The sequence below is a fragment of the Nonomuraea sp. NPDC050478 genome (assembly GCF_044458265.1).
Classification (GTDB): Bacteria; Actinomycetota; Actinomycetes; order Streptosporangiales; family Streptosporangiaceae; genus Nonomuraea; species Nonomuraea ferruginea.
The window spans coordinates 200,823-223,593 of sequence record NZ_JBITHT010000003.1; the positions used below are offsets into that span (position 1 = coordinate 200,823).

The following is a 22,771-nucleotide window of genomic DNA, read 5'->3' on the forward strand; positions in this document are numbered from 1 at the left end:
ATGCCTAAATGTCCAGCTGTGAGTTGCGTTACAGAAGGCCCTCGGAGCGGAATCTTTCCAACGGGTTTCTTCGTTCCGCCGTCATAGCTCGGACGAGGACGAAGTACGCCCGAGCAGTGAAAGCCCCGTAGAGGGGACCTACGACGAAAAGGTTTGGCTGACGATGAACAGCACCACCGTCTCCGCCGAGCTTGGCCTTCGGCTTGTGGTCCCCGACCGTACTACCGTCCCCCTTCTCGCCGGGCTCAGCTACACAGCCGACGACCCGTACGCCATCCGCATGGCCTTCCACGTGGGGAACGACGAGCCGGTCGAGTGGATCTTCGCCCGTGAGCTGCTGACCGTCGGCATCGTCCGGCGGGTCGGCGACGGCGACGTGCAGGTGTGGCCGGCGCGCGCCGACGGCGAGCGCACGCTGCACATCAGTCTGACCTCCCCCTTCGGGCAGGCGCTGTTCGAGGTGCCGCTGGCCCCGCTGACGGAGTTCCTGCACCGCACCTACGAGAAGGTGCCGGCCGGGCGGGAGACCGACTACATGGATCTCGACTCCGAGCTGTCCAACATGCTCTGGTCCAGCTGAGCGGGTCAACGGGCGGGCAGCTTGTCCAGGATCTTGCGCATCCTGGCGATCTCGATGCCCTGGCCCGCGTACATGTCCCTGGCCATGAGACGCATCCGCTGGTCCCTGCCCCCGGCCAGCTCCTCCTCCGCCATCTTGAGCGCGCCCTCGTGGTGCCTGATCATGAGCTGCAGGAACATGCGGTCGAAGACGCCGCCCTCGGCCGCGCGTAGCGCTTTCAACTGCTCCTCCGTCGCCATGCCGTAGCCCTCCATGCCCTGGTGGTCGTGACCGGACGGGACGCGGCGGCCCAGGGCGGCCAGCCAGTCCGACATGATGGTGATCTCGGGCTGCTGGCTGAGCGCGATCTGCTCGGCGAAGCCGAGCACCGAGGCCGTGGTGGTGCGGTTCGCCGCCAGGGCGGTCATCTCCAGCGCCTGCCGGTGGTGGGGGATCATGCCTTCGGCGAAGCGCACGTCCGCCGCCGTGGGGGTGGCCGGCACCTGCCCGATCCGTTCGCCGGGGGTCGCGGTGCGGGCTGTCGCGCCGGGGCTCTGCGGCACGATCACCGGCGCCTCGGTGCCGACCGGTGACGGCTGCGGCGCCTCCGCACCGCAGGCCGCGAGGGCCGACGATGTCAGCAGAACTGTGACCAATAGCGCGCGCATTCCGGACCTCTCTGGCATAGCTTCCATACTGAGCTATGAAACGAGGGGGACAGGCGTGATCTTCGCCAAGGTTCGATGGGCCGCGCTGGGGGCGGCCTTTCTGCTGGTCACCGCATGCGCGGGGAGCCCAGAGCCGGAGGCGGAGGCGCCGCCCGCCAGCCAGCGGCCTCAGTCGTCGCAGAGCGAGGCCTCGCCGGGTGAGGTGATGACGAGCGAGAACGTCACGCACGTGGCGAACGTGCCGCGCACCGCCCCGCTCAACGGCCCGATGGACTGGAACACCGACCTCGCCTTCCAGGGCGACTACCTCTACATGGGGAACTTCGGCGGGTTCTCGATCTTCGACATCAGCGACCCCACCGCCCCGAAGATCGTCAGCCAGGTCACCTGCCCGGCGCAGCAGAACGACGTGTCGGTGCACGAGAACCTGGTGATCCTGTCGATCGACGCGCCGCGCAGCGGCGAGGGCTGCGACTCGACGGAGGACCGGGGCGCGTGGGAGGGCCTGCGCATCTTCGACGTCAGCGACAAGAAGAACCCGAAGTACGTGGGAGCCGTCGCCACCGAGTGCGGCTCGCACACGCACACGATGGTGCCCACGGACGACAAGCTGCTCGTCTACGTCTCCTCCCCCGGGCCCGAGCCCTCCTCCGACACCTGCCCGCCGCCTCACCAGCTGCTGCAGATCGTCGAGATCCCGATGGACGACCCGGCCTCCGCGAAGGTGCTGGCGACCCCGGAGCTCCCGATCGAGAACCAGGGTGAGGGCACCGGCTGCCACGACATCACCGCCTACCCGGAGAAGAACCTGGCCGCGGCCGCCTGCTTCGGCGACGGCTTCCTGCTCGACATCACCGACCCGGTGAGCCCCAAGCTGATCCAGCAGGTCACCGACCAGGAGAACTTCCAGATCTGGCACTCGGCCACCTTCAACAACGACGCGACCAAGGTGCTGTTCACCGACGAGCTGGGCGGCGGCTCGTCCCCGACCTGCACCTCGGAGATCCCCGCCACCAAGGGCGCGAACGCCGTGTACGACATCGTCGGCGGCAAGCTGGAGAAGCGCGGCTACTTCAAGATCCCGCGTGAGCAGCAGGAGACCGAGAACTGCGTCGCCCACAACGGCTCGCTGCTGCCGATCCCGGGCAAGGACATCATGGTCCAGGCCTGGTATCAGGGTGGCGTGTCCTTCCTCGACTTCACCGACTCCAACGCCATCAAGGAGATCGGCTTCTTCGAGCGCGGCCCGTACCCGGAGGAGGGCATCGCCGGGTCGTGGTCGGCGTACTACTACAACGGGTACGTGTACTCGGCCGACATCCAGATGGGCCTGGACGTCCTGAAGATCGACGACCCGCTGACGGATCCGGCCAAGGACGTCAAGATGGACGACTTCAACGTCCAGACCCAGAAGAGCTACTGACCTGAGCGGGGCCGCCCCGGCGGGGCGGCCCGGCGCGGGACTCAGGGGTCGAGGTCGGCGGCGGCGCGCTCGGCGAACACCCGCATGGCCTTGGCGGTGATCGGGCCGGGGGCGACGGGCAGCACGGTGTCGTCGACGCGGGCGATCGGCTGGACGTCGCGGGTGGTGGAGGTGAGGAACGCCTCCTCCGCGGAGTAGAGGGCGGACAGCGGCACGTCGGCCTCCTCGGCCCCGGACCACTCGACGACCAGCGCGCGGGTGACGCCCGCCAGGCAGCCCGCCTCCAGCGTCGGGGTGAGCAGCCGCCCGTCGCGGACGATGAAGATGTTGGAGCCGGTGCCCTCGCACAGGTTGCCGGCCAGGTTGCCGAAGATCGCCTCGCCGCCGCCGCGGGCCTTGGCGTAGGCCAGAGCCTTGGCGTTGTCGCCGTAGGAGGTGCTCTTGACGCCGGACAGGGCGCCGCGCTCGTTGCGCGGCCAGGGCACGACGGTGACGTCCGCGGCGGCGGGGAACGGCTTCTGCTCGTCGACGATCACCACGGAGGTCGCGCCCTGGTTGCCGCGGTCGGAGCCGAGCGGGCCGGGGCCGCTGGTGTAGGTGACGCGGATGCGGCCGAGCGGCCAGGCGGGGGCGGCGGCCAGGCACTGCTCGATGCCGCCGGCGATGGCATCCAGGTCGGGCTCGGGCAGGTCCATGCGCCGAGCCGAGAGCCTGAGCCGGTCGAGGTGGCGGGTGAGGGCGAAGGACCTGCCGTTGACGATCTTGATCGTCTCGAACACGCCGTCGCCGACCATGAGGCCGTGGTCGAAGACCGAGACGGTGGCCCGCGCGGGGTCGTGCAGTTCGCCGTTGACCCAGACCGGGACGTTCATCGCTTTCCTCCTGAGGATGCCAGTGTGATCAGCCTGGACGCCTTGAGCTCGGTTTCGAGCCACTCCCGCCCGGGGTCGCTGCCCCAGGTGATGCCCGCTCCGGTGCCGAAGCGGATCTGGCCGGCGCGGATCCAGAACGTGCGGATGCCGACGGCCAGCGCCGCGGTGCGCCGGTCGGCGTCGACCCAGCCCACGGCCCCACAGTAGGGCCCGCGCGGCTCGGGTTCGAGTTGATTGATGATGCGCAGAGCCGAGGATTTGGGCGCGCCGGTGACCGAGCCGGGCGGGAACGTGGCGGCGAACAGCTCGGCCCAGCCCACTCCCGGCTCCAGCCGGGCGCGGACGGTGGAGACGAGGTGGACGAGGCCCGGGTGCTCCTCGACGGCGCACAGCTCGGGCACCTCGACGCTGCCGGGGACGGCGACCCGGCCGAGGTCGTTGCGGACCAGGTCGACGATCATGACGTTCTCGGCGTGGTCCTTCTCCAGCAGGTCGCCGGCAGTGACGCCGGTGCCCTTGATGGGGCGGGACTCGACCACGTCGCCGTCGCGCGACAGGTAGAGCTCGGGCGAGGCGGAGACCACGTCGAGGCCGGGCAGGTGGATGACGGCGGCGTGCGGGGCGGGGTTGCCGGCGGCGAGCCGGGCGGCCAGCGCCAGCGGGTCGGACCCGGCGGGCAGCGGGGCGGTGAGGACGCGGCAGAGGTTGGCCTGGTAGACCTCGCCCTGCTCGATGTGGTCGCGGATGGCGCGCACGCCGGCCTCGTAGGCGGCCCGGTCTAGGGAGCTGTGCCACTCGCCGGGGCGCGGGCCGTGCCAGGGGCCGCGCGGCGGGGGCAGCGGGGCCCGGCGCACCCGGTCGAAGCGGGCGCAGGTGACCTTGCCCTCGTAGTCGACCACGACGGCCCACCAGCCCTCGCCGTCGAGCGCGGCGAGGTCGGTCGTCACGTCGCGCAGCCCGGAGGCGAACCGATCTCCTAAGTGCGCGTATCCGTCGTACACGCCTTCCATTCTCCCAGCATTCCGGCGAGCTCCGTCGCCGCCGGGAGCGCCGGGTCGGGCAGGGCCGCGTACACGGTCCGCGCGGGCAGCTGCCCGCGCAGGCGGCGCAGGACGAGCGAGGCCGGCACGGCGCGGGCGGCCAGCTCCGGCACGAGCGTGACGCCGAGCCCCGCGGCGACGAAGCCGAACTTGCCCGACCACTCGGCGACCCGCAGCCCGCCGCGCGGGGTGAAGCCGGCGGCGGCGCAGGCGGCCAGGAGCAGGGTGGGCTGGCCGCGCGGGGCGGCCTCGATCCACGACTCCCCGGCCAGGTCGCGCAGGTCGACGTCGTCCTGGCCGGCCAGCGGGTGGTCGCGGGGCAGCGCGACCAGCAGGCGGTCCTCCAGCAGCGGGACCAGGCGGAGCCCGCCGGGCGGCGTGACCAGGTAGTCGCTGATCACGGCCACGTCGAGCGCCCCTGCGTGCAGGCGCTCGATCAGGCGAGGGCTGAGCGCTTCGGCGAGCCGCAGGTCGACGGCCGGCCGGCGGTCGGCGAACCGTTTGAGGGTGGCGGGCACCAGGTCGGCGTTCGCGGTGGCGAACGAGCCGACGCGCAGCGTGCCGCCGCTGCCGCGGTGCAGCGCGGCCAGCTCCTCCCCCGCTCGTTCGAGCCGGTCGAGGACCCCGGCGGCGTGGCGGTGCAGCAGGTGGCCGGCGGGGGTCAGCCGGACGCCTCTGGGCAGGCGTTCGAAGAGCGGCCCGCCGGCGGCGCGTTCGAGCGCGGCGACGCGGCGGGAGACGGCGGACTGGGTGTAGCCGAGCAGCTCGGCGGCGGCGGTGAACGATCCGCTCCTGGCGACCTCGTCGAACAGGCGGAGCGTGGCGGTGTCGAAGGCATTCGTATCAGGCATGGCTGCCATGCAATCTAGTCGCTGGTGGAATACCACGCGTTCGGCTTCACTGTGGGACGTGATCGCATTTCTCGGACAGGGACGCATGGGCGTCCCCATGGCCCGGCGGCTTGAGCGCGCCGGGCACAAGGTGACCACGTGGCGGCGCGGGACCGGGGTGACGGCCGCCTCGGCCGTCGAGGGCGCCGGCCTCGTCATCACGATGCTGCGGGACCCGGCCGCGGTGCGTGAGGTGCTGGCGGCGGCGCTGCCGGGGCTGCGGCCCGGGGCGACGGTGGTGGAGATGTCCACGATCGGCCCGGAGGAGGTGCGCGGGCTGCGCTCGCTGCTGCCGCCGGAGGTGCGCCTGGTGGACGCGCCGGTGCTGGGGAGCGTCGGCCCGGCCGCCGAGGGCGCGCTGACGGTGCTGGCCGGCGGTGACGTGTCCGGCTGCCGCGAGGTGCTGGAGGTGTTCGGCACGGTGCGCGAGTGCGGCCCGCTCGGCGCGGGCGCGGCCATGAAGCTCGCCGTCATGAGCGCTCTCGTGCCCGCCCAGGTGCTGGTCGCGGAGACGCTCGCGTACGGGACCGCGCACGGGGTGGATCGTGCGGCGCTGCTGGAGGTGCTGGCGGGCACCCCGCTCGGACCGGTGGCGGAGCGGCTGCGCGAGCCCGCGCGGGAGACCCGCTACGCGCTCGGGCTGGCGGCCAAGGACCTGGGCCTGGCCGCGTGGCCGGGGGCGACGCTGGCGACCGCGGCCCACCGGCGGCTGCGGGAGGCCGAGGCGGCGGGCCTGGGCGAGCGGGACCTGACCGCCGTCGCCGGGCACGTCGAGGGCGGGCGTGACCCGGTCGGGGGAGAACGGCGGGCGGTGCCGCTCAACCCCGCGACGGTGCCGACCACGAACGGGATGTACTCGCACGCGGTGCGCGTGGGCGACATGCTCTACGTGTCCGGCCAGGCGGCCTTCGACGAGCGGGGCCGGCTGGTCGGCGAGGGGTCGATGACCGAGCAGGCCGAGCACGTCTTCCGGTGCCTGGGCGAGATCCTCGCCGACCAGGGGGCGGGGTTCGGCGACATCGCGTTCCTGCGCACGTACCTGACCGACATGGACGACCGTGTCGAGTACGGGCAGGTGCGCAGGAAGTACATCACCGGCACTCCCCCGGCCAGCACGACCGTGGAGGTGTCGAAGCTGTTCATGCCGGGGCTGCTGCTGGAGGTGGACGCGATCGTCGCGCTGCCGTCCTAACCCAGCGGGCCGGTGACGGACTCGGCCGCCGCGACCACGCCGCCCTCGGCCACCAGCCGCACCGCCGCGTCGATCTCCGGGGCGAGGAACCGGTCGGGACCCGGCCCCGGCACGGTCTCGCGCAGCGCCCCGACCACGGCGGCGGTCGCCGGGGCGGGCGTGAGCGGGCGGCGCAGGTCGAGCGCGCGGGCGGCGGTGAGCACCTCGACGGCCAGCACCCGGGTGAGGCCGTCGACGGAGCGGCGCAGCTTGCGGGCCGCCGACCAGCCCATCGAGACGTGGTCCTCCTGCATGGCGCTGCTGGGGATGGAGTCGACGCTGGCGGGCACGGCCAGCCGCTTCAGCTCCGAGACGATGGCGGCCTGCGTGTACTGGGCGATCATGTGGCCGGAGTCGACCCCGGGGTCGTCGGCCAGGAACGCGGGCAGGCCGTGGTTGCGCGCCACGTCCAGGAAGCGGTCGGTGCGCCGCTCGGACATCGAGGCCAGGTCGGCGGCCACGATGGCGAGGAAGTCCAGCACGTACGCGAGCGGCGCGCCGTGGAAGTTGCCGTTGGACTCGACCCGGCCGTCGTCGAGCACGGCCGGGTTGTCGACGGCGCTGGCCAGCTCGCGCGCGGCGACGGCGGCGGCGTGCGCGATCGTGTCGCGGGCGGCGCCGGCGACCTGCGGGGCGCAGCGCAGCGAGTAGGCGTCCTGGACGCGGGTGCACGCCTCGGGGTCGCGGTGGCTGGCCATGATGCCGGAGCCGGCCAGGATCCTGACCATGTTGGCGGCGGCCGCGGCCTGGCCGGGGTGCGGGCGCAGGGCCTGGAGCTCGGGAGCGAACACGCGGTCGGTGCCGAGCAGCGCCTCGACGCTCATCGCGGCGCTGACGTCGGCGGTCCTGGCCAGGCGGGTCAGGTCGTCGATGGCGAGGATGAGCATGCCGAGCATGCCGTCGGTGCCGTTGATGAGGGCCAGGCCCTCCTTGGCGGCGAGCTCGACCGGCTCGATGCCGGCCTGCTTGAGCGCCTCGGCCGCCGGGGTGACATTTCCGGTTCTGTCGCGTACGACGCCCTCGCCCATGAGCGTGAGGGCGACGTGCGCGAGCGGCGCGAGGTCGCCCGAGCAGCCGAGACTGCCGTACTCGTGCACCACCGGCGTGATGCCCGCGCTGAGCAGCGCGGCGAGGGTCTTGGCCGTGGTCGGGCGGATGCCGGTGTGGCCGGTGGCGAGCGTGTGCAGGCGCAGCAGCATGAGCGCGCGCACCACCTCGGTCTCCACCTCGGGGCCGCTGCCCGCGGCGTGCGAGCGCACCAGCGAGCGCTGCAGCTGCGCGCGGAGCGCCGGGTCGATGTGGCGGGTGGCCAGCGCGCCGAACCCGGTCGAGATCCCGTACGCGGGAACGGGGGCCTCGGCCAGGTCGTCCACCCGCTGACGGGCGGCGGCGACCGCGGCGACCGCGTCGTCCGTGAGCCGGACGGGGGCGCCGTGTCTGGCCACCCGGATGACGTCGTCGAAGGTGAGCGGATCGGGACCGACGTTCACGACCTCGTTGTCGCGCATGATGTGCTTCTCCCGCTTAGGTAACCGGCGAATGCGATGTTAGCTCCTTACCGGAGAACAACGCGGCCAGCCCCTCCCGTCCCTCCCCGGTGAGCACGACCGCGCGCGGCAGGCTGCCCCTGCGGTACCAGCCGCGCTCCAGCAGCACCGTGGTGACGGCCGCGCCGAGCGCGCCGCCGAGGTGGGCGCGGCGCTCGGTCCAGTCGAGGCACTCGGGCGCGAATCTGCGCTTGGCCCGGCGCGCCCGCGCGACGTCCACGCCCAGTTCCGCCAGCAGCCGTTCCCCCTCCGGGGTGACCCGCTCGCCGTCCAGGCAGCCCTGCCCGCGCAGCGCGTCCAGCAGGGCCACGCCGGCCCGCCCGGCCAGGTGGTCGTAGCAGGTGCGCGCCTCCTCCAGCAGCCGGGCCTGCCGCGACTGCCGCAGCGACCGCACGGGCGGCCGCGCGCTCACCCTGGCCAGCACCTCCAGCACCTCCGCGACCTCGTGCCCGGCCAGCCGGTAGTAGCGGTGGCGGCCCTGCCGCACCACGCCGACCAGCCCGCCGTCGAGCAGCCGGGCCAGGTGGGCGCTGGCGGTGGCCGCGCTCACCCCGGCCACCCGGGCCAGCTCGCCGGCCGCCAGCGCGCGCCCGCCGAGCAGCGCCGTAAGGATCGCGGCCCTGGTCGGGTCGGCGATGAGCGCCGCGACCGGCGCGATGTCCGCATCGGATGGGTTACCCATACCGTGACCGTAGCCCAGGTACGTTTCGACGCCGGTCGAAGCGTCACCGGTGCCGGGTCCCGAGGGTGCGGCGGCCGAGCAGCCCGCCGATCACGATCATGCCGACGCCCAGCACGAAGTGCAGCCAGTCGTCCGCGGTGTTCAGCGGCACGAAGTTGGCCGCGCTCTCCTTGTCGACGAGCAGCCCGTAGACCCACAGCAGCAGGTAGATGACCCCGCCGCCGATGAGGAACGCCTTGGCCGCGGCCGCCGTGCGCGCCATGAGCAGACCGGCGACCCCGAACAGCAAGTGCACGATGTTGTGCAGGACCGACACCTGGAACAGGCCGAGCAGCCGCGCGTCGGAGTGGTGCCCGGCGAACTGCATGGTGTCGTAGTTCGTGGTGACGCCCGGCACGAAGCCGAGCAGGCCGACGATCAGGAACGCCACCCCCACGAGCAGCGCCGCCTTCTGTACGGGCGAGCGCGTGGTACCGGCGTGAGACTTCGGGGTGACCATGAGACCCTTCCCCCTCGTACGGGTTTCCGGCTCACACACCGCTACCCCGCGATGCGCGCCGCATGCGCCTCGATAGGGTGGCGGACGTGCATGAGCAGGGAAGAGTCGCGCTGGTCACCGGCGCATCGCGCGGCCTGGGCGCCGCGATCGCGCGCCGGCTGGGCGCCGACGGGTGGGCCGTCGCGGTCAACTACCGTTCCGACACGGCGGGGGCCGAGGTGGTGGCCGGTGAGATCAGGGCGGCCGGCGGGCACGCGGAGGCGTTCCAGGCGGACGTGACGGACGAGGCCGCCGTCACCGGCCTGGTGGCCCGGGTCGCGCGGGCGCTCGGGCCGGTCGAGGCGCTGGTGCTCAACGCCACCGGCCCGCAGCCCGAGGTCGGCGTCGAGGAGCTCACCTGGCAGGCGCAGCTCGACCAGCTCACGTTCTTCGTCAAGAGCCCCACGCTGCTCGTCCAGGCCTGCCTGCCCGCGATGCGGGAGCGCGCCCGGGGCCGGGTGATCCAGATCGGCTCCGACATCGTGGACCGGTCGCTGCCGCGTACCTCCGCCTACACCGCCGCCAAGGCGGCGCAGCACGCGATGACCCGCTGCTGGGCGCGCGAGCTCGGCCCGTACGGGATCACCGTGAACGTGGTCGCGCCCGGCTGGATCCCGGTCGAGCGGCACGCCGGTCTGGAGGCCGGCGACTACGTCGCGGAGGTGCCGGTGGGGCGGATCGGGACGCCGAGGGACGTCGCGGCGGCGGTGGCGTTCGTGGCCTCCGACGAGGCCGCGTACCTGACCGGGCAGCGCGTCACCGTCAACGGCGGGCACACGTCGATCCCCGTCTGACGGACAATCCGGTTTGGGGAGTCGGCGAGTATTCGCTATGGTTCTCTCGTCACCCGGTGTTCATCCGGGCGGGCGCGGAAGTGGCTCAGTGGTAGAGCATCACCTTGCCAAGGTGAGGGTCGCGGGTTCGAATCCCGTCTTCCGCTCGGTTTCCCCACGCGGACGATTAGCTCAGCGGGAGAGCGCTTCCCTGACACGGAAGAGGTCACTGGTTCAATCCCAGTATCGTCCACCACCAGCCCTCGGCCCTCCGCCGAGGGCTTTCAACGTTTGGCGCCATTCCAGTTCTCCCAAAGGGCTTCGCCCACCAGGCGCTCCGCGCCATGACAGCTCAGGCGTTTCCTTCCAGCCGGCCTGTCGGCCGACCCCTGGAGGCCGTCGCTCGCGCCTGGCGGCGCTCCACATGAGGTCGTTTCCGAGACACCTGCCTCGAAGCCGTCGGCCACCGCGTCCATCCTCCACCACAGGCTGGACCCCGCAGGCTGGACGAGGTCGAAGGCGTCCGGCCCGATCAGCCGGTCCATGGCGCCTGGCCGCCGGGAGCGCCGCTCTGACGACTGGCCGGCCGACGCGAGTGCGTCGCCGGGTCAGTGGCCGGGCTGGAGCAGGTCGTACGCGTCGTTCAGAGCAGGGGTCGGCGACAGGTCACGGGCGGCGCGGATCGCGGCCGGCAGAAAGGTGATCCAGATGCCGGCCAGGGTCTCGATCTGGCAAGGACGGTCGCTTCTCAGCCAGTGGAGTGCCGTCTCGTCGCAGGCCGCGGCGAACCCGCGCAGCGGCAGCCGGAGGCGGGGTCGTCGGCGTCGAGGCCGAGCAGCCCGCAAACGGCGTGCAGCCCTTCGCAGCGCGTCCCCTCGCAGGCTCCCAGACGACGACGGCGGCCTCGGCGCGGCGCAGGACCAGGCTCAGGGCGACGTCCTCGTTCGTCCAGGAACCGCAGGTGACCGGACGAGGTGACGGCACAGCCGCTCGACCGGGGTTCCGCCGGGACCTCCTCCCGAATGATCACGACTGGAACTAAGCCGCCCGGGCGCACTAGTCGATCACAACCAGTCCTCAAGTGCCGCCGTCCACGATCTGATCATGGGGAAGAGGACGCGGGAGCGCCGTAACAGGCGGCAGCGGTGGGAGGCGGCCCGAGCTTACGCCGGAGCGCGGGAGCGGCGGAAGGCCGCCGGTGCGCGGGCGCGCGAGCAGCGGCTCACCGCGGACGGCTCCTCTCCGGCGGGTGAGGCCAGCGCGAAAGTGTTCGCCGGGTTGGGGGTGCTCATGCTGGTCTTCGCACTGGTGGGGATTCCGTTCCTCATCCTCGACTCGAACGTGCCCGAGGTGCAGACGGCGCTCGGGATAAGAGGGACGCCCGGGACCGCGACCGTCCTGTCCTGCAGGGCGTACCGGGTCAGACGCAGCACCCGCTACGACTGCGAGGCCCGGTTCGTGTTCGAGGACCCGGCCAGAGCGCCGATCGTCATCAAAACCGTGGCGGACGTGGAGGTGGGCGAGACGTTCCCGGCCGCGATCGGCCCGCAGGGAGACCAGGCCCTCCCCACCGGGGCCCGAGGCGTGTGGAGGGCCGTCCCGGTGATGAGTGTCGTCCTGCTCACGCCGGCCATATTGCTGTTCTGCCTCGGCCTCCTGATGAGGTCCAGGACGATGAAGATCGGAGCGGGGGTGCTGGTCGCGATCATGGCCGCGGCCGTGACCACAGGATTGACACTCGGCCGGTGAGGGGTCGGCGGGGTGTCGCCGGGGGTAGCCTGCCGGTTTTCAGATGGCGCACACCGGAGGTCCGGCGGATGCTGGTGTGCATGAATGGCGAGGAACCCAGCGATCTCATCCGTAGCGTGTCCCGCGCGCTGCGCGTGCTGGAGGAGGTCTCCCAGTCCGACCGGCCGCTGACGGTCAAGGTGATCGCGCGCCGGTGCGGGCTGAATCTATCGACGTCCTACCATCTGGTGCGCACGCTCTGTTACGAGGGTTACCTGCATCGGCGGCCCACCGGGGACTACCTGCTCGGGCCTCAGGTGGCCGAGCGCTTCCACGACATGCTGGACGCCTTCCGCCGGCCTCCGGAGGCGTGGGCGGTGCTCACCCACCTGGCGGCGACCACCGGGCACACCGCCTATCTGGCGCGGCTGGCCGACAGCCGGCTGGTGGTCGCGGGGGTGGCGGAAGGGCCGGCGTCGCCGTACCTGGAGGATCTGCAGACAGGGCTGGAGGCGGCGCCGCACGCGACGGCGCTCGGCAAGGCGCTGATGCTGACGCTCCCCCGGGACGCGCGGCGGGCGCTGCTCGCCGAGACCGGGATGCGGCGGTTCACGCCCGCGACGCCGGTCCGGCCGGAGGAGCTGGAGGCGGAGCTGGGCGGGATGCGCGAGGACCAGGTGGTGGAGGAGCACGGGCAGTTCCGCGAGGAGGTGGCGTGCGCCGGCGTCGCGGTGCCGGGGGCGACCGCGGACCCGCGCTGGGCCCTCGCGATCTCGACGCGAGGGCTGGACATCCCGCCGTGGGTCCGCCGCAGGCTGCGCGAGGCGGCCGCCGACCTGGGGGGTTAGGCTGCGGTCATGAGGGTCGTCGTGTTCGGCGCCACCGGCATGCTCGGGCAGGGCGTGCTGCGCGAGTGCCTGGCCGACGACCGGGTGGAGGCGGTGCTGACCGTCGGCCGCTCCCCCACCGGGCTCGCGCATCCCAAGCTGCGCGAGATCCGCCACGCCGACCTGCTCGACCTGGCGCCCGTCGCGGGCGAGCTGGCCGGGTACGACGCCTGCTTCTACTGCCTGGGGGTGTCCTCGGCGGGGATGGGCGAGCGGGAGTACCGGCGCGTCACGTACGACTTCACGCTGTCGGTGGCGGGCACGCTGGCCGGCCTCAGCCCGGGCTCGACGTTCGTGTACGTGTCGGGGATCGGCGCCGACGCCCGGAGCCGCACGATGTGGGCCAGGGTGAAGGGCGAGACGGAGAACGCGCTGCTGGCGCTGCCGCTGGAGGCCTTCGTGTTCCGCCCCGGATACATCCAGCCGCTGCACGGGGCCACGTCCAGGACCCGGCTCTACCGGCTGGCGTACGTGGTGGCGGCGCCGTTCTATCCGATCCTGCGGCGGGTGTTCCCGTCGTCGGTGACCACGACGGAGCAGATCGGGCGGGCTATGATCGCGGTGGCCGCGCACGGTGCGCCCGTCCGGGTTCTCGACGCGGCCGCGATCAACGCTCTGTGACACCCTGGAATAACGCGGTATGCCCGGACGCTTACATAGCTGTTGAAACTTCAACAGTACAGGTGGGTGACTAAAATGCAGTTTGGGATCTTCAGCGTCGGCGACGTGACCACGGATCCGACCACGGGGCGGACCCCCACCGAGGGCGAGCGCATCAAGGCGATCATGCGGATCGCGCTCAAGGCCGAGGAGGTGGGCCTGGACGTGTTCGCCACCGGGGAGCACCACAACCCGCCGTTCGTGCCGTCCTCGCCGACGACCATGCTCGGCTACATCGCCGCCAGGACCGAGCGGCTGGTGCTGTCCACCGCCACCACCCTGATCACCACGAACGACCCGGTCAAGATCGCGGAAGACTACGCGATGCTGCAGCACCTGGCCGACGGCCGGGTGGACCTGATGATGGGGCGCGGCAACACCGGGCCGGTCTACCCGTGGTTTGGGCAGGACATCCGGCAGGGCATCCCGCTGGCGGTCGAGAACTACGCGCTGCTGCACAAGCTGTGGCGCGAGGACGTGGTCGACTGGGAAGGCCGCTTCCGGACCCCGCTGCAGGGCTTCACCTCGACGCCGCGCCCGCTGGACGGGGTGCCGCCGTTCGTGTGGCACGGCTCCATCCGCACTCCGGAGATCGCCGAGCAGGCCGCCTACTACGGCGACGGGTTCTTCGCCAACAACATCTTCTGGCCGAAGGAGCACTTCATCCGGCTGATCAGCCTCTACCGGCAGCGGTACGCCCACTACGGGCACGGCACGCCGGAGCAGGCCATCGTCGGGCTCGGCGGGCAGGTGTTCATGCGCAAGAACTCCCAGGACGCGATCCGCGAGTTCCGCCCGTACTTCGACAACGCCCCGGTGTACGGCCACGGGCCGTCGCTGGAGGACTTCATGGCCGAGACGCCGCTGACGGTCGGCAGCCCGCAGCAGGTCATCGACCGTACGCTCCAGTTCCGCGAGTATTTCGGCGACTACCAGCGGCAGCTGTTCCTCATGGACCACGCCGGGCTGCCGCTGAAGACGGTGCTGGAGCAGCTCGACATCCTCGGCGAGGAGGTCGTGCCGGTGCTGCGCAGGGAGTTCGCGATCGGCCGCCCGGCCGGCGTCCCCGACGCCCCCACCCACGCCTCCCTGGTCGCCGCCCGGGAAGCCGAGAACGTCAAGGAGGTCAACGCATGAAGCTCGTCGTCGTGACGGCCGGGCTGACCCAGCCGTCCTCCACCCGCCTACTCGCCGACCGCCTCGCGCAGGCCGCCGGCGAGCGGCTCGGCGGCGCGGCCGAGACGACCGTCGTCGAGCTGCGCGACCTGGCGGTGGACATCGCCAACAACTTCGTCACCGGCTTCCCGAACACGCGGCTGCGGCAGGCGATCGACGCCGTCACCGGGGCCGACGGCCTGATCGCCGTGACCCCGGTGTTCACCGCCTCCTACAGCGGGCTGTTCAAGTCGTTCTTCGACGTGCTCGACCCGCAGGCGCTGGCGGGCAAGCCGGTCCTGATCGGCGCCACCGGCGGCACGCCCCGGCACTCGCTGGTGCTGGAGCACGCGATGCGTCCGCTCTTCGCGTACCTGCGCGCCGTGGTGACGCCGACCGCCGTGTACGCGGCCTCGGAGGACTGGGGCGGCGGCGACGACGCCTTCACCGACGGGCTGTCCGACCGGATCGCCCGCGCGGCGTCGGAGCTGGCCGACCTCATGGGCCACCGGGCCCCGCACGCCGCGCCGACGGTGAACGGGAACGGGAAGCGGGCCGGCGGCGCGGAGGCCGAGGAGGTCGTCCCGTTCGAGGAGTATCTGGCCTCGATCCGGCCCTCCTCCTGACGGTCAGCGCCTGGCCTTGACGGACACCACGTCGTAGGCGGTGTCGGGGGCCGGCGGGGTGGTGAAGCGGGCGTTCGGCAGGTAGAGGCGCCCGCCGAAGGCCGCCACCGTGGTCGGCACGTCGAACCGGTCGTCGGTCAGCCGGTCGACGACCCGTCCCGACGAGCCGTCGGCGCTCATGCGGACCACGGCCACCGTGTTCAGCCGGTTCTGCACCACGTACAGGGTGCGGCCGCGCAGCAGCAGGCCGTCGCCGTTGGCGAGCGACTCGCCGCCGAGGTCGACCTCGGTGGTGACGCCGCTGCGCGGGTCGGCCCTGAACAGCTTGCCGGTGTTGGACTGCACGACGAGCAGGTTCCTGTGGTCGGGCGTGGGGGCGATGCCGTTGGCGTTGGTGCCGGTGGCGAACTGGATCGCGCCGGTGAGCGGGATGGTCACCGCCTCCCGCGGGAGCCCGCCGTGGCGGCCGAGCGGGAGCTTGTAGAGCACCGGGTTGGCCGAGTCCGTGATCCAGGCGGCGTCGCGGAAGAGCAGCACGTCGTTGACGAACGCGGTGCCGGTGGCGAGCTGGTACGACCTGATCACCGCGCCGGTGCGCAGGTCGATGACGCGTGCGTCGCCGGCGTTGCCCCCGGCGACGAACAGCCGCCCGCGGTCGTCGGACTTGAGGCCGAGCGACTGGGTGCCCGGGCCCTTGCTGATGATCTTCCCCTGGCCGGTGCGCAGGTCGGCGCGGTAGATGTCGCCGGTCGCCCGCGATCCGAAGTAGGCGTGCGGGCCGGGGCCGATCTCGATGCCCTCCGGCTGGAACCCCGCCGGCAGCGGGAAGGCGGCGGGCGGGGCGGCCGCCTGGGCGGGCGGAGCCAGGAGCGCGCCCGCGAGCGCCGCGCAGAGTGCGGTCTTGAGGATCGCTGATCTCATGCGGCCCACGATCCCCCTGCCGCGGGCCGCCGCAAAGGCCCAGGAGCGGGCTTCACAGCGACCTCTGAGGATTGCTCACTCCCCGTTGCGCAGATCGGTCAGCCGTTCGGACGCGTACCGGATGTCCTCGAAGCGGACCGTGGCGCCCTGTCCGGTGGGGCTCTGGGCGAGGAAGCCGGCCCCGGGGTCGCCGTCGAGCGCGAAGTATCTGATGAGGCTCCAGGCGCCGGCCCCTTCGGCGACGTGGAAGGCGAAGGCGGCGCCGACGCGGGAGACGCGGAGCCTGATGTCCTCGCCGGTCATGGGCACGGAGTTGCAGTCGTCGGAGACGCCCCGGGTGACCACCGAGACGACGGTGGGCGTGCCCTGCGGGGAGAGTTCGAGGCAGAGCTTGGCCCACCGGTCGCCGTCGGCGTACAGCAGCAGGACGCCCGCGTCGAAGGTGGAGCGGAGGTCGAGCCTGACCCGGGCGCTGAGGGTGAAGTCGCCGTCGAGCCGTCCCACCAGGGCGGGTGCGTTGGCGTAGCGGTTCGGCTCGCCGGGGTCGGAGAACAGGTCGGTGCCCGCCGCCGCGGTGATGACGAGCGTGTCGTCGCCGTCGGCGCGCCACCCTTCGGGCTCGTTCAGCCAGCGCAGCGGGGCGGGGAACGCGGGCAGGGATACGGCAGCCATCAGGCGTCTTCCTCCAGAGTCGTCACGCGACCGGTCCGCCCTCACCCTAGCCCTGATTGGGAGCGCTCCCAATAGATCTGGCGCTCTCGTCCGTGATCCCGGTGTCGGCGGCCAGCAGGAACGCCTTGGCGAGGATGAGCGCGAGCGTGCCGTCCTCCTCGAAGGGCAGGAAGATCCGCCCGCCGGGCTTGCGTGCGCCGGCGATGGACAGGGGGACGTCGCCGGGCTCCATGAGGACGCCCGCACTGCCCAGGTGGATCTTGTAGGTGCGCAGGTCGCCGCGGACGACCAGGTGGCGGTCGGTGAGCGTGCACCGGCCGGCGATGGCGGTGCCGGGCAGGATGTGCTCCAGCGCGTCGCGGCGCACCCGCGCCGACGCCGGCAGCTCGTACGCCTCGGCGGAGCGCGCGTGGCGGTCGCCGTCCCGGGCGGGGCCGGCCACGAACAGGTCGACGTCGCGCATGGCCTCGCTGAAGACCAACGGCGGCACCCCGGCCAGGGGCGTCTCCCGCCACTGGCGGCCGTCGCGCCGGTCGAAGCGGACCTGGGCGGTGGTCGCGTACGCGGCGTCGCCGGTCAGCTCGTAGCCGAACCGGACCCGCCAGGCGCCCTCGGCCAGCTCCTTCCACGCCTCGCCCGGCTCGCCGTGGTGGCGCAGCCAGGCGGGCTGCCAGCCGCGCTGCTTGGCGAGCGCGTAGAGGCGGTCGTGGCCGACGAGGCGGGCGGCGAACCTGCCGGAGGAGGCGGCGTGCTCCTCGGCCGGGGTGAGCGCGTAGACCTCGCGGTAGGCCTGCTTGAACGGCTGGCGCAGCCGCCGCTCGGCGACGGTCTCGCGCCAGGCGCGGATCTCCTCCATCGGGGCGCGGGCGGGGTGCCAGAGGGTGACCTCGCCTCCGGGCTCGCGGTCGCCGGGCAGGAACGGGGCGCCGTCGTGCCAGATGAGGGCGCGGGCGACGGCGCCGGTGACGGGGTGGTCGCGGTAGAGGCGGGCCCACTCCCCCGGCGGCCAGGACCGTTCGACGCCGAACAGGGCCTCCAGCCGGTCACGCTCGGCCGACAGGGTGTGCCGCACCTCCTTGACCAGGGCCTTGATCTCGCCGGCGACGGCGAGGCCGGAGGGCAGGCCGCGCCTGGTGCGCCCGCCGGCGTCGCGGGCGGTGACGCGCACGGTCCTGGCGTCCTCGACGGTGACGGTGACGGTCCACGCGCCGTCGGCCCAGTCGCGGCTGCCGTCGGCGGACAGCCCGTGGCCGGGGACGCCGCGCTCGACGAGCTGGGCGGCGGTGACGCCGTGGCGGGCGGCGGCCGTGGCCAGGGCGGCGGCGATCTGCTTGAGCAGGGATCTGCTCCTGACGTCCTGCTGGAGGCGGCGCAGCGCGTCGACGGCGCCCTCGCACTCGGCCAGGGCGTGGACGACGCCGCTGGCCAGTTTGAGGTCGGGCTCCGTGCCGCTGCCGTGGCCGCCCGCCGCGAGGACCAGCCGGGTGAGGGCGGGCGCCGCCCCGCCGGCCCGGGCCAGGGCCGCGGCCCAGGCGAAGCCGCGGGCGACGTCGGTGTTGACGTCGGTCATGAGGAGGCGGGCCGGGCCCCCGTGACGGCCGCCCTCGTAGCGGGCGCCGTCGAAGGCGCGCAGACCGGCCGCGACCAGCTCGCCGGCGCCCTCGCCCGCCAGCAGCTCCAGGCAGCGGGCGCGCCACGCCTTGGCCGGGCGCGGGCCGCCGGCCACGCTCAGGTGGTCGACGAGGGCGACGAGGTGCGGGGCGGGCGGCTCGCCCAGGTGGTCGCGTACGGCAGCGCCCCAGCCGTCTCTGCCCAGGGGAAGAGCGAGCGGGCTGGGATTGACCCGGGCGAGCGCGCGCTGCATGCCCTTGCGCTCGTCGGGGCTGAGCGGGCACTCCTCGATCGCGTCGAACAGCGGCTCGACCGCCTTCCACGGCTCGTGCCGCGCCTCCGCGGGGAGCGCGGCGCTCTCGCCGGCCAGATGGCTGATCCAGCCGACGTCGCCGTGGTCGAGCCGGCGCTTCCTGGCGGCGGCGAACAGCTCGGTCATCTCGGCCGGGGTCCACGCCCCGCCGCGGTGGACGGCCAGCGACAGCTCGCGGCCGTATGCGTCGGCCCGCAGCCGGGCGAGGCGGACGGCGGCCTCGCGGCAGGTGGCCCGGTCCGCCTTCGCCAGGTGGCGGTGGACCACCTCCAGCACGGTGTGCGCCTTCGCGCGGATCCGCTCCCGCTCGTCGTGGGCGGTGATGTGGAGGTCGTCCATGGCGCGGTCGAGCGTCTCGAGCTTGTCAAGCCATTCCAGCATGGCGCCGATCATGCCCGACGGCACCGACAAAGACGCCGCCCCCGGCTGTCCTGCCGGGGGCGGGTTCCGGTACGGATCAGCGCAGGAACGCGGCGGCCACCCCGGCGTCGACGGGGACGTGCAGGCCGGTGGTGTGCGACAGGTCGCCGCCGGTGAGCGCGAACACGGCCGCGGCCACGTGCTCCGGCAGCACCTCCTTCTTCAGCAGTGTCCGCTGGGCGTAGAACTCGCCGAGCTTCTCCTCCTCGACCCCGTACACGGCCGCCCGGTTGGCGCCCCAGCCGGAGGCGAAGATGCCGGAGCCGCGGACCACGCCGTCGGGGTTGACGCCGTTCACCCGGATGCCGTGGGCGCCCAGTTCGGCGGCGAGGAGCCGTACCTGGTGGGCCTGGTCGGCCTTGGCGGCGCCGTAGGCGACGTTGTTCGGCCCGGCGAAGACGCTGTTCTTGGAGGAGATGTAGACGATGTCGCCGCCCAGGTCCTGGTCGATCAGCACGCGGGCGGTCTCGCGGGAGACGAGGAACGAGCCGCGCGCCATCACGTCGTGCTGGAGGTCCCAGTCGTCGAGCGTGGTCTCCAGCAGCGACCGCGACAGCGACAGCCCGGCGTTGTTGACGACGAGGTCGACGCCGCCGAAGGCGAGCACGGCCTGCCGGATCGCCTCCTGGACCTGCTCCTCGGAGGTCACGTCCACGCCGGCCGCGATCGCCACGTCCCGCCGCAGGTGGGCGGCGGCCCCCAGCTCGGCGGCGACCTTCTCGGCGGCGGCCAGGTCGCGGTCGGCGACCACCACGCAGGCGCCCTCTGCGGCCAGCCGGCGGGCGGTGGCGGCGCCGATGCCGGACCCGCCGCCGGTCACCAGGGCGACCCGCCCGGCCAGCGGTCTGGGCTTCGGCATCCGCCGGAGCTTGGCCTCCTCCAGCTCCCAGTACTCGATGCGGAACTTCTCCGCCTCGTCGATGGGCCGGTAGCTGGACAGCGCCTCCGCGCCGCGCATCACGTTGATCGCGTTGACGTAGAACTCGCCGGCCACCCGGGCGGTCTGCTTGTCCTTGCCGAAGCTGAACATGCCGACGCCGGGCACGAGCACGATGGCCGGGTCGGCGCCGCGCATCGGCGGCGAGTCCGGGGTGGCGTGCCGCCGGTAGTAGGCGGCGTAGTCGTCGCGGTAGCGGGCGTGCAGCTCGCGCAGCCGGGTCACCGCGTCGGCCAGGGGGGCGTCCGGCGGCAGGTCCAGCACGAGCGGGGCGACCTTGGTGCGCAGGAAGTGGTCCGGGCAGGAGGTGCCGAGCGCCGCCAGCCGGGGGTGCTCGGCGCGCGACAGGAAGTCGAGCACCTCGGGGGTGGCGGTGTAGTGGCCGACCTGCCGGGCGTCCGTGCCGGCCAGGCCCCGGACGACGGGGAACAGCTCGGCGGCGCGGCGGCGTCTGGCCTCCTCCGGCAGCGGCTCGTGGACCACCGGCCCGAACGGGTCGGGACGGCCGTGCGCGGCGATGTGGGCCTCGGCGGTGCGGATGATGTCGAGCGAGTTGCGCTCGCACTCCTCGCTGGTGGCGCCCCAGGCGGTGATGCCGTGGCCGCCGAGCACGCAGCCGATGGCTCGGGGGTGGTCCTTCTTGATGGCGGCGATGTCCAGGCCGAGCTGGAAGCCGGGCCGCCGCCACGGCACCCACACCACGCGGTCGCCGAAGATCCGCTCGGTCAGCTCGGGGCCGTCGGCGGCGGTGGCGATCGCGATGCCGGAGTCGGGGTGCAGGTGGTCCACGTGGGCGGCGTCGACCAGGGCGTGCATGGCGGTGTCGATCGACGGGGCGGCGCCGCCCCTGCCGTGCAGGCAGTAGTCGAACGCGGCGACCATCTCGTCCTCGCGCTCGACGCCCGGGTAGACGTCCACCAGGGCGCGGACCCGGTCCAGCCGGAGCACGGCGAGGCCGGCGGCCTTGAGCGTGCCGAGGTCGCCGCCGGAGCCCTTGACCCACATGAGCTCGACGTCGCCGCCGGTGACCGGGTCGGTCGCGGAGCCCTTGGCGGAGGTGTTGCCGCCGGCGTAGTTGGTGTTGCGGGGGTCGGCGCCGAGCCGGTGGGAGCGGGCCAGGAGTTCGTCGGGCGTGGTCATCAGGCGCCCCACCCGGCCTGGGCGCCGCCCACCCGGTCGGCGGCGATTCTCTCGAAATATCCGGACTTGGCGTACGCGGCCATCGGGTCCGGCGCCAGCCCCGACTCCTCCCGCAGCTCCGCCAGCAACGGCCGCACGTCGGTGTTGTAGGCGTCCATCAGCACGGCGTTCGCGCCGAGCACGTCACCGGCCCGCTGGGCCGCGGCCAGCGCCTCCCGGTCCACGAGCAGCGCCTTGGCGGTGGCCTCCTGCACGTTCATCACCGACCGGATCTGCCCGGCGATCTTCGGCTCGATGTTGTGGCACTGGTCGAGCATGAAGGCGGTCCGCTCGGTGAACCCGCCGCCGCCGATCACCTCGTACATGATCCGGAAGAGCTGGAACGGGTCGGCGGCGCCCACCATGAGGTCGTCGTCGGCGTAGAAGCGGGAGTTGAAGTCGAAGCCGCCGAGCTTCCCCTCGCGCAGCAGGAACGCCACGATGAACTCGATGTTGGTGCCCGGCGCGTGGTGGCCGGTGTCGACCACGACCTGCGCCTTCGGGCCGAGCTTGACGCAGTGCGCGTACGCGGTGCCCCAGTCGGGCAGGTCGGTCATGTAGAAGGCGGGCTCGAACAGCTTGTACTCCAGCAGGAACCGCTGGTCGTCGCCGAGCCGCTGGTAGACGGCGGCCAGCGCCTCGGCCAGCCGGTCCTGCCTGGCCCTGATGTCGTCCTGCCCCGGATAGTTGGTGCCGTCGGAGAACCACAGCTTGAGCGTGTCGGACCCGGTGGCGTCCATGATGTCCACGCATTCGAGCAGGTGCGCCAGCGCCTTGGCCCGCACCTTCGGGTCCGGGTGGGTGACGCTGCCCAGCTTGTAGTCGTCGTCCTGGAACACGTTGGAGTTGATCGCGCCGATGCCCACCCCCAGCCCGGCGGCGTGACTTGCCAGGTCGGCGTAGTCGTCGACCTTGTCCCACGGGATGTGCAGCGCCACCGTCGGCGCCACCCCGGTGAACGCGTGCACCTGGGCGGCGTCGGCGATCTTCTCGTACGGGTCGCGCGGCACCCCCCGCTGGGCGAACACCTTGAAGCGCGTGCCGGAGTTGCCGTACGCCCACGACGGCGTCTCGATCCGCTGGGCGCGGAGCGATTCCTTGATCATTCTCATATCCCCGATTCAATCCAGATGGAAGACTTCTCCGAGCAGGACCCGGCCCTGGTCGGCCCGGCCCGACTCGAAGAACGGCGCCATGTCGGTCTCCCACCGGGTGCTCACCCCGGTGGCCGCCATCGCCCGCTGCGCCGCCTCGAAGTCGTCGGTCTCCAGGTAGCCGACGAGCAGGCCGTCGTCGCTCAGGAAGAGCGAGTAGTTGCGCCATCCGGCCCCGCGCAGCGCGTCGAGCATCTCCGGCCACACGTGCCGGTGCCGCTCGCGGTACTCGTCGAGCCGGTCCGGCCGGACCTTCAGCAGGAAGCACACCCGCTCCACAGATCT

Annotated in this window: 23 protein-coding genes and 2 tRNA genes; 11 read left to right on the forward strand and 14 right to left on the reverse strand. The window is 72.7% G+C overall.

The window, feature by feature from the left end; genetic code table 11:
* Positions 1–163: 163 nt before the first annotated feature.
* A complete protein-coding gene (locus tag ACIBF7_RS15345) occupies positions 164–580 on the forward strand; it encodes an SsgA family sporulation/cell division regulator (RefSeq protein WP_148030778.1) in 417 nt (138 codons plus the stop codon).
* Between the two features lie 5 nt (positions 581–585).
* Here ACIBF7_RS15345 and ACIBF7_RS15350 read toward each other — a convergent pair whose 3' ends face one another.
* Positions 586–1,227 carry a DUF305 domain-containing protein gene (locus ACIBF7_RS15350; protein ID WP_261808466.1) on the reverse strand — a complete coding sequence of 214 codons (642 nt, stop codon included), beginning with the start codon at positions 1,225–1,227 and terminating at the stop codon, positions 586–588.
* Positions 1,228–1,282: 55 nt separating this feature from the next.
* On the opposite strand from ACIBF7_RS15350, the gene ACIBF7_RS15355 reads away from it, so the two are divergent.
* Positions 1,283–2,650: an LVIVD repeat-containing protein gene (locus ACIBF7_RS15355; RefSeq protein WP_397197370.1), complete on the forward strand. Its 1,368-nt coding sequence runs from the start codon at positions 1,283–1,285 to the stop codon at positions 2,648–2,650.
* Between the two features lie 41 nt (positions 2,651–2,691).
* On the opposite strand, the gene ACIBF7_RS15360 is transcribed toward ACIBF7_RS15355, so the two are convergent.
* The 3 genes from ACIBF7_RS15360 to ACIBF7_RS15370 are packed head-to-tail and all read right to left on the reverse strand — an operon-like array spanning position 2,692 to position 5,413.
* Positions 2,692–3,522 (reverse strand): aminotransferase class IV, encoded by an 831-nt coding sequence (locus ACIBF7_RS15360; protein WP_148030776.1) that lies wholly within the window; start codon positions 3,520–3,522, stop codon positions 2,692–2,694.
* Complete coding sequence (locus ACIBF7_RS15365; protein WP_372452499.1) at positions 3,519–4,523, reverse strand: chorismate-binding protein; 1,005 nt, start codon at positions 4,521–4,523, stop codon at positions 3,519–3,521. The genes ACIBF7_RS15360 and ACIBF7_RS15365 overlap by 4 nt, the downstream gene beginning before the upstream one ends.
* Complete coding sequence (locus ACIBF7_RS15370; protein WP_261808465.1) at positions 4,499–5,413, reverse strand: LysR family transcriptional regulator; 915 nt, start codon at positions 5,411–5,413, stop codon at positions 4,499–4,501. The genes ACIBF7_RS15365 and ACIBF7_RS15370 overlap by 25 nt, the downstream gene beginning before the upstream one ends.
* A gap of 58 nt (positions 5,414–5,471) precedes the next feature.
* Between ACIBF7_RS15370 and ACIBF7_RS15375 the strand changes: the two genes are divergently transcribed.
* A complete protein-coding gene (locus ACIBF7_RS15375) occupies positions 5,472–6,644 on the forward strand; it encodes a Rid family hydrolase (protein ID WP_397197371.1) in 1,173 nt (390 codons plus the stop codon).
* On the opposite strand, the gene hutH is transcribed toward ACIBF7_RS15375, so the two are convergent.
* Genes hutH through ACIBF7_RS15390 form a run of 3 tightly spaced genes read right to left on the reverse strand, consistent with a single transcriptional unit; the run spans position 6,641 to position 9,411 of the window.
* Positions 6,641–8,191 (reverse strand): histidine ammonia-lyase, encoded by a 1,551-nt coding sequence (gene hutH, locus ACIBF7_RS15380; protein WP_397197372.1) that lies wholly within the window; start codon positions 8,189–8,191, stop codon positions 6,641–6,643. The genes ACIBF7_RS15375 and hutH overlap by 4 nt on opposite strands.
* Before the next feature lie 16 nt (positions 8,192–8,207).
* Positions 8,208–8,912 carry an ArsR/SmtB family transcription factor gene (locus ACIBF7_RS15385; RefSeq protein WP_397197373.1) on the reverse strand — a complete coding sequence of 235 codons (705 nt, stop codon included), beginning with the start codon at positions 8,910–8,912 and terminating at the stop codon, positions 8,208–8,210.
* A 43-nt stretch (positions 8,913–8,955) separates the two neighbouring features.
* Positions 8,956–9,411 carry a DUF4383 domain-containing protein gene (locus tag ACIBF7_RS15390; protein ID WP_148030770.1) on the reverse strand — a complete coding sequence of 152 codons (456 nt, stop codon included), beginning with the start codon at positions 9,409–9,411 and terminating at the stop codon, positions 8,956–8,958.
* Between the two features lie 86 nt (positions 9,412–9,497).
* On the opposite strand from ACIBF7_RS15390, the gene ACIBF7_RS15395 reads away from it, so the two are divergent.
* The 3 genes from ACIBF7_RS15395 to ACIBF7_RS15405 all read left to right on the forward strand — a co-directional run bounded on the left by ACIBF7_RS15395 (position 9,498) and on the right by ACIBF7_RS15405 (position 10,479).
* A complete protein-coding gene (locus ACIBF7_RS15395; protein WP_271278681.1) occupies positions 9,498–10,244 on the forward strand; it encodes an SDR family oxidoreductase in 747 nt (248 codons plus the stop codon).
* Between the two features lie 74 nt (positions 10,245–10,318).
* Positions 10,319–10,390, forward strand: a tRNA-Gly gene (locus tag ACIBF7_RS15400).
* A gap of 14 nt (positions 10,391–10,404) precedes the next feature.
* A tRNA-Val gene (locus ACIBF7_RS15405) sits at positions 10,405–10,479 on the forward strand.
* Between the two features lie 352 nt (positions 10,480–10,831).
* On the opposite strand, the gene ACIBF7_RS15410 is transcribed toward ACIBF7_RS15405, so the two are convergent.
* Entirely contained in the window at positions 10,832–11,068 is a 237-nt protein-coding gene (locus tag ACIBF7_RS15410; protein ID WP_397197374.1) for a hypothetical protein, read from the reverse strand.
* Positions 11,069–11,327: 259 nt separating this feature from the next.
* Here ACIBF7_RS15410 and ACIBF7_RS15415 point away from each other — a divergent pair, with 259 nt between their 5' ends.
* The 5 genes from ACIBF7_RS15415 to ACIBF7_RS15435 all read left to right on the forward strand — a co-directional run bounded on the left by ACIBF7_RS15415 (position 11,328) and on the right by ACIBF7_RS15435 (position 15,279).
* Entirely contained in the window at positions 11,328–11,972 is a 645-nt protein-coding gene (locus ACIBF7_RS15415) for a hypothetical protein (RefSeq protein WP_397197375.1), read from the forward strand.
* Positions 11,973–12,088: 116 nt separating this feature from the next.
* The gene (locus ACIBF7_RS15420; RefSeq protein ID WP_397197376.1) at positions 12,089–12,799 is read left to right on the forward strand and encodes an IclR family transcriptional regulator; all 711 of its coding nucleotides are present in this window, start codon (positions 12,089–12,091) and stop codon (positions 12,797–12,799) included.
* Positions 12,800–12,808: 9 nt separating this feature from the next.
* On the forward strand, positions 12,809–13,459 hold the full coding sequence (locus ACIBF7_RS15425; protein ID WP_397197377.1) for an epimerase: 651 nt from the start codon (positions 12,809–12,811) through the stop codon (positions 13,457–13,459).
* 75 nt (positions 13,460–13,534) lie between these two features.
* A complete protein-coding gene (locus tag ACIBF7_RS15430) occupies positions 13,535–14,635 on the forward strand; it encodes an LLM class flavin-dependent oxidoreductase (protein ID WP_148030762.1) in 1,101 nt (366 codons plus the stop codon).
* Positions 14,632–15,279, forward strand: a complete 648-nt coding sequence (locus ACIBF7_RS15435; protein ID WP_397197378.1) for an FMN reductase — start codon at positions 14,632–14,634, stop codon at positions 15,277–15,279. Before ACIBF7_RS15430 ends, ACIBF7_RS15435 begins: the two co-directional genes overlap by 4 nt.
* A 3-nt stretch (positions 15,280–15,282) precedes the next feature.
* Here the strand turns inward: ACIBF7_RS15435 and ACIBF7_RS15440 are convergent, their stop codons facing one another.
* From ACIBF7_RS15440 to ACIBF7_RS15465, 6 genes are all read right to left on the reverse strand, one after another.
* The gene (locus ACIBF7_RS15440; protein WP_397197379.1) at positions 15,283–16,200 is read right to left on the reverse strand and encodes a superoxide dismutase; all 918 of its coding nucleotides are present in this window, start codon (positions 16,198–16,200) and stop codon (positions 15,283–15,285) included.
* 75 nt (positions 16,201–16,275) lie between these two features.
* Positions 16,276–16,872: a DUF1349 domain-containing protein gene (locus ACIBF7_RS15445; protein ID WP_397197380.1), complete on the reverse strand. Its 597-nt coding sequence runs from the start codon at positions 16,870–16,872 to the stop codon at positions 16,276–16,278.
* Positions 16,873–16,918: 46 nt separating this feature from the next.
* On the reverse strand, positions 16,919–19,177 hold the full coding sequence (locus ACIBF7_RS15450) for a DUF4132 domain-containing protein (RefSeq protein WP_397197381.1): 2,259 nt from the start codon (positions 19,175–19,177) through the stop codon (positions 16,919–16,921).
* Positions 19,178–19,253: 76 nt separating this feature from the next.
* Positions 19,254–21,293, reverse strand: coding sequence for a bifunctional aldolase/short-chain dehydrogenase (locus ACIBF7_RS15455; RefSeq protein ID WP_148030757.1), 2,040 nt, complete (start codon positions 21,291–21,293; stop codon positions 19,254–19,256).
* Positions 21,293–22,444, reverse strand: a complete 1,152-nt coding sequence (rhaI, locus tag ACIBF7_RS15460; RefSeq protein ID WP_397197382.1) for an L-rhamnose isomerase — start codon at positions 22,442–22,444, stop codon at positions 21,293–21,295. The genes ACIBF7_RS15455 and rhaI overlap by 1 nt, the downstream gene beginning before the upstream one ends.
* Positions 22,445–22,453: 9 nt before the next feature.
* Positions 22,454–22,765: an L-rhamnose mutarotase gene (locus tag ACIBF7_RS15465; RefSeq protein ID WP_148030755.1), complete on the reverse strand. Its 312-nt coding sequence runs from the start codon at positions 22,763–22,765 to the stop codon at positions 22,454–22,456.
* Positions 22,766–22,771 lie beyond the last annotated feature (6 nt).